This is a genomic window from Croceibacter sp. (assembly GCF_002716225.1).
Taxonomy (GTDB): domain Bacteria; phylum Bacteroidota; class Bacteroidia; order Flavobacteriales; family Flavobacteriaceae; genus Croceibacter; species Croceibacter atlanticus.
In genome coordinates, this window is record NZ_PAZX01000011.1 from 190284 (window position 1) to 202460 (window position 12177).

12 protein-coding genes are annotated in these 12177 nt (G+C 32.2%); 7 read left to right on the forward strand and 5 right to left on the reverse strand.

The window, feature by feature from the left end; genetic code table 11:
- Nucleotides 1-6: 6 nt before the first annotated feature.
- Nucleotides 7-987, reverse strand: a complete 981-nt coding sequence (trxB, locus tag CL818_RS09445) for a thioredoxin-disulfide reductase (RefSeq protein WP_013187990.1) — start codon at nucleotides 985-987, stop codon at nucleotides 7-9.
- A 206-nt stretch (nucleotides 988-1193) separates the two neighbouring features.
- Here trxB and CL818_RS09450 point away from each other — a divergent pair, with 206 nt between their 5' ends.
- Nucleotides 1194-2189, forward strand: coding sequence for an NADP-dependent oxidoreductase (locus tag CL818_RS09450; RefSeq protein WP_272973856.1), 996 nt, complete (start codon nucleotides 1194-1196; stop codon nucleotides 2187-2189).
- Here CL818_RS09450 and CL818_RS09455 read toward each other — a convergent pair.
- From CL818_RS09455 to holA, 4 genes are read right to left on the reverse strand one after another with little or no spacing between them, the layout of a single operon-like run.
- Nucleotides 2186-3226 (reverse strand): o-succinylbenzoate synthase, encoded by a 1041-nt coding sequence (locus CL818_RS09455; protein ID WP_272973857.1) that lies wholly within the window; start codon nucleotides 3224-3226, stop codon nucleotides 2186-2188. The two genes, CL818_RS09450 and CL818_RS09455, sit on opposite strands and share 4 nt — an antisense overlap.
- 22 nt (nucleotides 3227-3248) lie before the next feature.
- Nucleotides 3249-5195, reverse strand: coding sequence for a sensor histidine kinase (locus CL818_RS09460; protein ID WP_272973858.1), 1947 nt, complete (start codon nucleotides 5193-5195; stop codon nucleotides 3249-3251).
- Nucleotides 5196-5229: 34 nt separating this feature from the next.
- Nucleotides 5230-6162, reverse strand: a complete 933-nt coding sequence (gene menA / locus CL818_RS09465) for a 1,4-dihydroxy-2-naphthoate octaprenyltransferase (RefSeq protein ID WP_272973859.1) — start codon at nucleotides 6160-6162, stop codon at nucleotides 5230-5232.
- 1 nt (nucleotide 6163) lies between these two features.
- Nucleotides 6164-7174, reverse strand: coding sequence for a DNA polymerase III subunit delta (gene holA / locus CL818_RS09470; protein ID WP_286972803.1), 1011 nt, complete (start codon nucleotides 7172-7174; stop codon nucleotides 6164-6166).
- Nucleotides 7175-7218: 44 nt separating this feature from the next.
- On the opposite strand from holA, the gene CL818_RS09475 reads away from it, so the two are divergent.
- The 6 genes from CL818_RS09475 to CL818_RS09500 all read left to right on the forward strand — a co-directional run bounded on the left by CL818_RS09475 (nucleotide 7219) and on the right by CL818_RS09500 (nucleotide 12172).
- Nucleotides 7219-7668 carry a type I restriction enzyme HsdR N-terminal domain-containing protein gene (locus tag CL818_RS09475; protein WP_041241005.1) on the forward strand — a complete coding sequence of 150 codons (450 nt, stop codon included), beginning with the start codon at nucleotides 7219-7221 and terminating at the stop codon, nucleotides 7666-7668.
- A 130-nt stretch (nucleotides 7669-7798) separates the two neighbouring features.
- Nucleotides 7799-8749 (forward strand): aldo/keto reductase, encoded by a 951-nt coding sequence (locus tag CL818_RS09480; protein ID WP_272973861.1) that lies wholly within the window; start codon nucleotides 7799-7801, stop codon nucleotides 8747-8749.
- 78 nt (nucleotides 8750-8827) lie between these two features.
- Complete coding sequence (locus CL818_RS09485; RefSeq protein ID WP_013187998.1) at nucleotides 8828-9025, forward strand: membrane protein; 198 nt, start codon at nucleotides 8828-8830, stop codon at nucleotides 9023-9025.
- 115 nt (nucleotides 9026-9140) lie between these two features.
- A complete protein-coding gene (locus CL818_RS09490) occupies nucleotides 9141-9839 on the forward strand; it encodes an SDR family NAD(P)-dependent oxidoreductase (protein WP_272973862.1) in 699 nt (232 codons plus the stop codon).
- 1 nt (nucleotide 9840) lies between these two features.
- Nucleotides 9841-11145 carry a cryptochrome/photolyase family protein gene (locus tag CL818_RS09495; RefSeq protein WP_272973863.1) on the forward strand — a complete coding sequence of 435 codons (1305 nt, stop codon included), beginning with the start codon at nucleotides 9841-9843 and terminating at the stop codon, nucleotides 11143-11145.
- Nucleotides 11146-11329: 184 nt separating this feature from the next.
- A complete protein-coding gene (locus tag CL818_RS09500; protein ID WP_013188001.1) occupies nucleotides 11330-12172 on the forward strand; it encodes an OmpA/MotB family protein in 843 nt (280 codons plus the stop codon).
- The last annotated feature ends 5 nt before the right edge of the window (nucleotides 12173-12177 follow it).

A 12177-nucleotide genomic window follows, 5' to 3' on the forward strand; every position in this document is an offset into this window, starting at 1 on the left:
GATTATTTACCAGTTAGTCGTTGTGCTTACTTCTTCAATTGCACCAACATCTGCTAAATAACGCTCAGCATCTAAAGCTGCCATACAACCTGTACCTGCAGCAGTAATTGCTTGTCTATACTCTTTATCTTGAACATCTCCACTTGCAAATACACCAGGAATATTAGTTTCTGTAGTTTTTGGCTTAGTAACAATATAACCTGTATTATCCATATCTATTTGTCCTTTAAAGATATCTGTATTTGGCTTATGGCCAATAGCGATAAAAAGTCCTGTAATATCAATAGTTTCTTTTTCGCCAGTTTGGTTGTTTTTCATTCTTAAACCTTCAACAACTTGCTCTCCTAAAACTTCATCAATCTCTGTGTTGTAACGTAAATCTATGTTCTTTGTATTTGTTACTCTATGTTGCATAGCTTTACTTGCACGCATTTCATCTTTACGCACTAGCATTGTTACTTTATTACATATTTTAGATAAGTATGTAGCTTCTTCTGCTGCAGTATCTCCACCACCAACTATAGCCACATCTTGACCTTTATAGAAGAAACCATCGCACACTGCACATGCAGATACACCACCGCCACGTAGGCGTTGTTCACTTTCTAAACCTAAGTATTTAGCAGATGCTCCTGTCGAAATTATAACAGTATCTGCTTCAATCCACTTATCACCATCTACTTGTGCTTTATGAATACCACCTTTTTCAGTAGCAAACTTTACTTCAGTAATCATACCTATACGCACCTGTGTACCAAAACGTTCTGCTTGTTGTTGTAATTGTACCATCATAGTAGGTCCATCTATACCTTCTGGGTATCCAGGGAAATTATCTACTTCTGTTGTTGTAGTTAATTGTCCTCCAGGTTCCATACCAGTATACATGATAGGGTTCATATCTGCTCTAGCTGCATAAATTGCTGCTGTATATCCTGCTGGTCCAGAACCAATAATCAGGCATTTAATTCTTTCAGTTGTTTCGCTCATAGTTCTTGTAATAGTCTAATACAAAAGTAGGGTTTTGTAGGTAAAACTTACAAAGGGATTATGGTATGTTACTATTATATAATTGTTATATTTTATAATAACATAGGTTAGCATTTATAAAATAAGGCTTAACTAAATTTTAGGACCCAATTTTGGCGGAAGAAGATTATCCTAGATAACTTTGAAATACACAAAAAACTATAATTATGAATTCTACTATATTATTGAATAACAGACCAGAAGGTCGCCCACAAGAATCTGACTTTAAATTTGAAGAAAGCGAGAAACCTTCTGCAAAAGATGGTGAGATTTTATTAGAAACAAAGTACGTTTCTGTAGATCCTTATTTACGCGGAAGAATGAGAGATCAAAAATCATATATAGAACCGTTTGAACTTAATGAGCCTATAACCTCACATATTATTGCTGAAGTTATAGAAACTAAAAACGATAATTTTAAGGAAGGTGATTTAGTAACTGGAATGTTAGCTTGGAAAAAATATCAAACTACTTATGGAGAACAACTAAATAAAATTGATACAGATTTAGCGCCAGCAACGGCTTATTTAGGAATTTTAGGTATGACAGGTCTTACAGCTTATTTTGGTTTAACTAAAATTGGTGAACCAAAAGATGGCGAAACCTTAGTTGTGTCTGGCGCAGCTGGTGCAGTTGGTACAGTTGTAGGACAGATTGGAAAAATTAAAGGTTGCAAAGTAATTGGTACAGCTGGTACAGATGATAAAGTTGAGCTTTTAAAAGACAAGTTTGGTTATGATGAAGCTATTAATTATAAGACTACAGACAATATGAAAGAGACCATAGCTTCTGCAGCTCCTAATGGCGTTGATGTTTATTTTGATAACGTTGGCGGAGATATTACAGATGCTGTTTTAGCTAATATTGCTAGAAACGCAAGAGTGATAAACTGTGGTGCTATTTCAGTTTATAATGATACCGAAACACCTACAGGACCAAGAGTTGAACCTATCTTAATAAAAAATAGTGTGTCTATGCAAGGATTTACAATTGGTAATTACCAATCTCAATTTAAGGAAGGTATGCAACAATTAGGAAAATGGTTAAAAGAAGATAAATTAACCTATTCTGAAACTATAGTTGAAGGTTTTGATAATATTCCACAAGCTTTTATTGACTTATTTGACGGGAAAAATCAAGGTAAGATGATTGTTAAGGTTTAATCCTTAAAAGACACATTCCAATTTAAATTAGGGTCATAACATATATGGCCCTTTTTTATGTATAAAGGAGATTCAAAATTATTGGTGTACAAGCTACCTGTACCTAATCCTTGATACATAGAAGTGTCTAGATTATAGGTGAATTGAGAAATTGCATTTAATCCAACATTACTTTCTAGAGCACTTGTTAACCACCATCCAACTTTAAGAGACTTGGCTAATGAGATCCAAGACTTTGAACCTTTAAAGCCACCTATTAAGCTAGGCTTAAGAATTATATATTGTGGTTTTATTGTATTAAGTAACCTAGATTTATTCTCAGATTTAAAAACACCTATTAACTCTTCATCTAAAGCTATATCTAACGGTGTTTTTTCACAAAGTTTAGCCATCTCTTGCCACTGGCCTTGTTGTATAGGTTGCTCTATGCTATGTAATTTAAACTCACTAAGGGTCTTTAGCTTTTCTAAAGCATCTTTAGTAGAAAATGCGCCATTGGCATCTACTCTAATCTCTATATCTTTTTCAGAAAATTGAGATCGTATATATTTCAATAACTCTATTTCAGATTGAAAATCGATTGCACCTATTTTTAATTTAATACACTTAAAACCTTCTTTAATCTTAGTTTCTATCTGAGATTTCATAAAGCTTTTTTCTCCCATCCAGACCAATCCGTTTATAGGAATACTATCGTTTCCCTTTGTAAAATCAGATGGAAAAAGCTCATATGGATGTTCTGATTCTAAAGACTTAAATGCCATTTCTAACCCAAATTGTATAGAGGGAAACTCTTCCAATTTTTTATATAGTTTAGGTAAACCTAAATGAATATTGCTGCACACCCAGTTTAATGTATACTCATAATCCTTTCTGTCATCTACACTTAAACCTTTTAATAATCCACATTCTCCAATTCCTATAGCATCGTCATTAGTGACTTTTAAAAACCATGAGTCTTTTGTTTTCAAGATGCCTCTTGAGGTTCCGCTAGCTTGTTTAAATTGTAAAGTATGTTTAAAATATTGCGCTGTCATTCAGAATTATAAATTTTTAAATTTATTGAATTTCCTTAGGGAATATAAGTTTGTAAGAAGTTCCTTTTGAACTAGATTTTACTTTAAGCTCACCATCAAGCTGTCTTGAGAGTAACTCAATTAAACGGTGTCCTAAAGAGTTTGATTTCTGGACATCTTTAATATTAAACCCTTTACCAAAGTCTTGAAAGCTTAATGTGTAATGAGTTTCATTTGAGGTTAATGTGATATTAAACTTTACAGATCCGTCTTTAGATTGACCGTATTTAAAGGTATTGGTTAATATCTCATTTACAATAAGACCTATAGGAACCGCTTTTTCTACATCTAACTTATCTATTGATGAAATAATATAGTTAGTAACATCTGTTTTTCCGAAAGATGAAATAAGGTTACTACATAGTTGCTCTACATAATCCTTAAAGGTTATTTCACCAAATTGATCAGATTCATATAATCGTTTATGAATAAGTGCCATAGAGTGTACTCTATTTTGCCCTTCAAGAAAGGCTTTTTTGGTAGCTTCATCTTCCACCGTATTACTTTGCAACCCTAATAGACTAGAAATTGTTTGCAAGTTGTTTTTTACACGATGGTGAACCTCTTTTAATAACAGTTCATTTTCTTCGTTTTTAATGATTAGCTCTTCATTTTGAGTCTTAATCTTTGATCGTGCTTTTACTTTAAAACTGTAATTTTTATAAAAAACTACTATAAGTATAATTAAAGTAACCAATACAAAAATCATTAAAACTGTTTGAAGTTGTTTTAAATCTCGTTTAGCAGCTTGGTTTAATAACTCTAATCGTTGTTTCTTAATTATTGTGCGTTGGGTGCTATTTTCTAATGAAGATAATAACACTATAGATTGATTTTTCTTGCTTATGATATCTAAGGAATCTCGTAAATCAATAAAATTTCTATAGTAAAATGCCGAAGAATCTACTTTATTAAGTTGTTTATAATAATCTCCTCTTAGTTTAAGATATGTAAGGTCTGCATTATAAATCGATTTTTGTCTCTTTCGTTCAAAAACACTGTCTAAAACCTTATTAGCTTCATTAAGATCTTGTTCGTGCAAATAAACTTTAGCCATCAACAACCACTTGTGAATTCTATTATCTACATCATTAATGGTATAGCTTTCTTCAATATCTTCTTTAAGTATAGGGATAGCATTATTAAAATTATCTTGCTCAATATTACAAGCAATAATGTTCCCTTTTAACTGGTTATAATAAAACTGTTTGGTGTATTCTATATACCACGATTTCTCTTCGTAGTCTTTAGTGTTTAAAATTGGCTCAAGAGCTTTAAGACCTTTTTTAAAATTTGCTCTAGCACTATCAATTTTATAAGCTTTAAAAAACAGCTCACCTAATTTCTTATAGTAAGTCATTTTAGAAAACGAACCATTTTCTGGCTTATAGGCTAAATCTTTAAAATCCTGAACAGCTATATCATAAAGACCAACATCTGCATATAAATCATAAAACGTTTTAATGTATCCTAACCTAATTCTCTCTTCCCTTATTTCAATGGCTTTCGCAAGATCTACATTAGCTCTATATATTTCCTCAAGCATTATTAAAATATAACTGTAGTTCTCAAAACTAAAATTATCTTTCTTAGTTTTTAAAGTTTCAAGAATTGGTAATGCCTTACTAAACTTTGTTAGACTATGATAAGTTGATGCTAAAGGAAAACCTATTTTGTCTTTTAGATTAGCATCTATAGCAGTTTGGTAATAATGGTGTTCTAATACAGTCTCCCATTCTTGTGGTGTTAAATAGGTAAAAACAGAAGTGTCTCCTTGGCGCTTATCATACCACATGCCTAGTAGTTTCTCTACATTTTCATGTTGTTTTAAAAGAGTGTCTTTTTTGGTCTCTGTTAAAGAAGTGTCTTGCCCCAGTAAATTCTGAAAGCTAAAAATTAAAACAAATAAACACGTTAAAAAGATTCTCAACTACTCTACATTTTTAGTAAATATACTCTATTAGCTATGCATTAAAAACTAAAAGCTTCACTGCAAATAGTATTGCAAACAAAAACGTACTTAGTGCTACTTTTTTAAGTTCTGGATCTAAGAACATAGGTTCTTCTGTTTTTCTAACTTTATTAAAGTGAATAGCCAATATAATAAAGGAAACTAATGGCAGTATACTCCATAATGTATTATAGGTTAAGCAGGTATATACTAAAAAAGATAGCAATGCTAAAATCCCTAAACATTGATGATACACTTTAGCTTTATGCCATCCCATTTTTACAACGAGCGTGTGTTTACCAGAGTTTTTGTCACTATTAATATCTCTCAAGTTATTTAAATTTAAAACTGCTGTACTTAAACAGCCTATAGTTATTGCAGGTAGGAAAACTGTAAAGTTTAAGGCCTTAGTGTAAAGAAAATAACAACCTACAACACTCACCAGTCCAAAAAATATAAACACAAAAACATCTCCTAATCCTTTATAACCATAGGCAGAGTTTCCTACTGTATATTTAATAGCTGCAACAATTGCTGCAATGCCTAATGCAAAAAACACTACAGATAATATAAAATTATCCTTTCCAAAAGCTGTGTAAATAAGTAGCAGTGCCAGAACAAGTGTAACTAAAGATGTAAGAATAATTCCATTTTTCATGGCCTTATGAGATATTAAGCCACTTTGTATTGCGCGTTTAGGACCAATACGCTCTTCATTGTCTGTACCTTTTACACCATCACCATAATCATTGGCAAAATTAGAAAGTACCTGTAAACCTAAAGTGGTTGCTATAGCAAGCCAAAATATTGAAGATAATAATAAGTTAGAAGAAGATTGAGTTGCTTTAATGCCTATCGAAGCTCCTACTATTATACCAGATAATGATAATGGCAATGTTCTAAGCCTTGCTGCCATAACCCAAGACGTAAATAAAGATGTAGACATATTAATCCATTATTTTTACTAAAAATTCTTTTAAGAGATCTCCGCTTGGTATTGCATTAGAGTCTACGCCCTTACTTTTTAAATCCATAACTCTTAATAAAGATATAGCCTTACTAGAATCTCTCATTGAGTAATTTCTAGCCGCAGTAATGTAATCTTTAGAAAAGTAAGGACTTATTCCTAAAGCTGTTGCCACAGATTTGTCGTTTATATTAGATAAGCTGTGAACTTGTAAAAGTTTGCTAAAAAAACTAAATAACAATGCACTAGTGAGTACAATAGGGTTGTCTTTAGGGTTTTGCGAAAAGTAATTAATTATGCGGTGTGCTTTTAATTTATTCTTCTCTCCTATTGCATTTTGTAATTCAAAATTATTGAAGTCTTTACTTATCCCAATATTTTCTTCAATATGTTCTGGTGTAATTTCTGTACCCTTAGGTAATATAAGTTTCAATTTATTTAACTCGTTACTTACTTTACCTAAATCTGATCCCAAGAACTCTGCCAGCATATGAGACGCCTTTTGAGTTATACCATAACCTTGAGATTTTAATGTACGTATAATCCAAGGACTAATTTGGTTGTCATATAGTTTTTTACCTTCAAACAATACGCCTTCTTTATTAAGCGCTTTGTATAGTTTTTTTCGTTTATCAAGTTTTTTATACTTGTAGCAAACAACAAGTAATGTTGTAGGCTGCGGATTTTCCGCATAGCTTACCAACTTTTCAATAGTTCTAGATAAATCTTGAGCTTCTTTTACAATAATTACCTGTCGTTCGGCCATCATCGGGTAACGCTTGGCATTGCTTACAATATCCTCTACAGAGACATCACGGCCATATAGCGTCATTTGGTTAAAACCTCGTTCTTCTTCAGTTAAAACATTATCTTCTATATAATCTGAAATCTGATCTATAAAAAAAGCTTCTTCGCCATATAGAAAATAGAAAGGCTTAAACTTTCTATTCTTTATATCAGTTAGTATTGTTTGTAAATCTTGTAATGCCAAAATTATCTTGTCGTTTGTATATGGTAGTTTACCTTTGTATTGTGATGATGCCACTTAACTTTCCACGCTACGCGTTCCGATTCAAAAGTACCGAAAAAAAGGTGCATATCTTCGATGAGATTCGCAAAAGATTCTTTGTTCTTACACCAGAAGAATGGGTAAGACAACATTGTGTGCAATTTTTAATTGAGGATCTTAACATTCCTAAATCTTATATTAATGTTGAGAAAGAAGTGAAGGTTAATAGTATGTCTAAACGATACGATATTATCTCTTTTAATAAAGATGCCGGTATTCATTTAATTGTGGAGTGCAAGGCACCACATATTAAAATTAACCAAGAAACTTTCGATCAAATTGCAAGATACAATCTCACTTTAAATGCTAAGTATCTTATGGTTACTAATGGGTTACAACACTATTACTGCCAAATGAATGTGGATACCGAATCCTACACCTTTTTAAAAGAGCTTCCAATGTATAATTTGGACTAATTTTTACAAAATTTTAGAGTTAGCTACACCTCTAATTAACGTTTGTAAAGAATTTAGCTTAAAATAATCCTAAAGTCAATATTTTCTAAATCTCTAAGATTTTCAATTCTTAACTTTAAAAGAAAAAACTATGACAACCTTAAAATTTAGAGACGGAGACAGTATACCATCAATAGGATTGGGAACTTGGAAATCTGATCCAGAAGATGTAAAAAAAGCTGTAAAAATTGCGTTAGAAAATGGTTACAAGCATATAGATTGCGCCGCAGCTTATGACAATGAAGATGCTGTAGGAGAAGCTTTTAAAGAATCTTTTGAAAACGGAAACGTTAAGCGAGAAGATATTTTTGTTACATCTAAACTATGGAATAACGCCCATAAAAAAGAAGATGTAATTCCTGCACTTAAAAAGACGCTAAAAGATTTAAATCTTGATTATTTAGACCTTTATCTTATGCACTGGCCAGTTGCATTTAAACCAAGTGTAAATGGCTTTCCAGAAAAAGATGAAGACTATTTATCTTTAGAAGAAGCACCACTTCATGAAACATTAAATGCAATGATTGAAGCAAAGAAACAAGGTTTAATTAAACATGTTGGTGTCTCAAACTTTAGCAAAGAAAAGCTAGAAAGCTTGAAAGGTAAAGTTGAAGAAATGCCAGAAATGAATCAAGTTGAATTACATCCTTACTTACCTCAAAACGATTTATATTCATATTGTTCTAAAGAAGGTATTTTGCTTACAGGATATTCTCCATTAGGAAGTGGTGACAGATCTGAAGGAATGAAAGCAGATGATGAGCCATCATTATTTGAAGATGATACTATTAAGAAAGTTGCAGAACGAAATAATATTTCAAAAGGTCAAACTTTAATTGCTTGGGCAAAACAACGCGGTACAGCCGTTATTCCTAAATCTACAAATGAGGGTAGGATTAAAGAAAACCTCGAGAGTGATAATATTGAGCTAAGCAAAGAAGACTTAGAAGATATAGCTAATATTGGTAAAAACTACAGATTTATTGATGGCGAATTCTTTGTGACAGAAGGTAACAGTTACTCTAACATTTATGACGAGTAATCCCTAAAGTATTCTTAACTATACTACTAATACTAGCTATTCTCAGTATATTTAACATCTAACCAAAATTTAAATATTATGATTAAGATTTTAGCTTTAATACTTACCATAGCTGGTGCCATAGGTTTAGTAATTGGCGTTTTAGGAGCTTTTGGAAGTATGAATGTAGGTTTAAGTCCTTGGGCATTATTAATAATTGGTATCGTATTTTTCTTTGCAGGCGTAGGCATGCTTAAAACGAGAAAAGACACAGATCAAATAGATGCTGACAACTAAGCTACATTAGTAAATTATATAAATTAAAAGGGATTCGTATTGAATCCCTTTTTTCATATCTACTATTCAATATTCTGTTTAATTATTTCTTCGTATATTTAAACAAAAAATTGTTTTGAAAAAGAATATTGTATTAATTGGTGGCTCAAAAGGAATTGGTTTAAGTAAAACTGAACTATTGCAGGACGACCACAACCTTTTTGTTGCTTCTAGAACTACAGGAGAATTAGACACCTCTCTAGTAACCCATTTAGAGTTTGATGTACAAAAGGATGACATCACTTCATTAAATTTACCAGATCAAATCGATGGTTTGGTATTCTGTCCTGGCAGTATAAACCTTAAGCCATTTAAAATGCTGAAACCTTCAGATTTTGAAGAAGACATAAACATCAATTTCATGTCTTTAGTCAAAGCTGTTCATGCATTGTTACCAAAGCTAAAAAAGAGTGAGCAAGCTAGTCTTGTATTTTTTAGTACTGTTGCTGTAAAAGTAGGGATGCCATTTCATACCAGTGTAGCAGCCGCAAAAGGCGCAATCGAAGGTTTTGCAAAAGCATTAGCTGCAGAGTATGCACCAACATTTAGAGTAAATGTAATAGCACCATCACTCACAGATACACAACTAGCCGCTCAACTTCTTAATAATGACAAGAAACGAGAAAAAATAAATGATAGGCATCCTCTAAAACGGGTAGGAACAACTGAAGATATAGCTGCAATAGCAAAGTTTCTTCTCACAGATCAAAGTGCTTGGATTACAGGTCAAGTTTTTGGAGTTGATGGAGGTATGAGTACTTTAAACATTAATTAAAATGTCAAAAAAAGTTTCAATATTCTGGTTTAGGAGAGATTTACGCTTAGATGATAATGTAGGGTTTCTAGAAGCCTTAAAAGCCGATTATCCTGTTTTACCCTTATTTATTTTCGATAAAGACATATTAGATAAACTTCCTGAAAATGATGCTCGCGTCACGTTTATTTTTGAAACCCTACAAGAAATGCGTAAAGAGCTACAGGATGACTATGATAGTAGTTTAGCAATGTTTCACGATACACCTGAAAAAGTATTTAAATCTTTAGTGAAAGATTATCAGGTTCAAGAGGTGTTTACCAACAGAGATTATGAGCCATATGCAAAAGAGAGAGACTCAAGTATTAAGGAATTACTAAGCAAGAATAATATTTCATTTAATACATATAAAGATCAAGTAATATTTGAAAAAGACGAAGTAGTTAAAAAGGATGGCGATCCTTACTTAGTGTATACGCCTTACAAGAATACGTGGAAAGAGAATTTTAAAGACCACACTTTAAAGATTCATTATACATCTCAACATTTAGATAATACCGTAAAAAACACAAGACTACCAAATGTGTCTTTATCTGAAATGGGGTTTAAAAAATCCTCAATTTCATTTCCTGAGTACGATACTTCTCCAACATTAATTGAAAACTACAACGATACTAGAAACTTTCCAGCCAAGGATGGTACATCTAATCTAAGTCCGCATTTAAGGTTTGGTACAGTTGGTATTAGAAAAATATACAAGAAAGCTATAGATGCTAAAGACGAGACATTCTGGAACGAATTAATTTGGCGAGAATTCTTCATGCAGATACTTTATCATTTTCCGGAAACTGTAAATAATGCTTTTAAAAAGAAGTACGACCGTATAGAGTGGCGTAATAATGAAGAAGAATTTGAAAAATGGAAAAATGGTACTACTGGTTATCCTTTAGTAGATGCAGGTATGCGCCAGTTAAATGAAACTGGCTTAATGCATAACCGTGTACGTATGGTAGTAGGAAGCTTTTTGTGTAAACACTTATTAATAGATTGGCGTTGGGGCGAAGCATATTTTGCAGAAAAACTGTTAGATTATGAAATGTCCAGCAATGTTGGTAATTGGCAATGGGTTGCAGGCTCTGGTGTAGATGCTGCTCCGTACTTTAGAATTTTTAACCCAACAACTCAAATAGATAAGTTTGATAAAAATAAAACATACATTAACCATTGGGTTAAAGAGTACAACACAGATAAGTATCCAGAAAAGATGGTAGACCATAAAGAAGCTAGAGAGCGTTGTTTAAATGCTTATAAATCTGCTTTAAATTAAAAGCAACAACAATTTTACTTATACAACTAACCTTCAGTCACTTAATTACTGAAGGTTTTTTTAGTTTATAAACGCCCTCATTTTAATTAACAAACCTTCACATCATTTAACATAACAATAAGTAATCTGAAATACCAAAGCCATGCAATCTCTGTTATCATGGTTCAAACCAAAAACTAAAACAATGAAAAAAGTTATGGTGCTTTCAGCACTTTCTATAGGAATCTTAGCAACATCATGTGTATCTAAGAAAAAGTATGTTCAATTACAAAACGAATATGACAATACAAGATCTACTTTAACTAAAACTCAAGTTGAAAAAGAGGAGTTACAAGCAAAATACAATTCTATTCAGGATCGTGTTGAAGCTTACAATACTAAAATTAATTCTCTTAAAGACGAGAGTGATGCTAAATTTGAAACAGTTGGTGATGTCGCTGTAATTTCTGAAAATCAGAAAAAGCAAATGAGAAAGACATTGCAAAACGTTGATCCTCAAAAACTAGCTAATGCAAAAACCTTACAAGACTCAATTAACTTAGCTGTAGGTTATAGCTTAACCAAGTCTATGAGAGAGAATTTTGATGGTAACGATGAAGATATTGATGTTAATATCGACGAGACTGTGGTAATGATCTCTGTGTCAGACAAATTATTATTTAATAGTGGTAGTTATAGAGTTAGTAATAAAGCTAATAGCTTGTTAGAGCGTTTAGCTGCTGTTATAAACTCAGAACCAGCTATTGAGGTAATGATTGAAGGTCATACAGATGATCGTACAGTAAAACAAGGAAGTTATATTAAAGACAACTGGGATTTAAGTACAGAACGTGCTACAGCTATTATTAGAAAACTGGCAGACGACTATAATGTTGCTCCAGAAAAAATGATTGCTGCTGGTCGTAGTTCTTATAAACCTTTAGTGGCTAATGACTCTAATGAAAACAGAGCTGCTAACAGACGTACAAGAATTTTAATTCTTCCAAATCTTGATAAGTTCTTTGCACTAATGAGTAAAGAAGGATAATCACA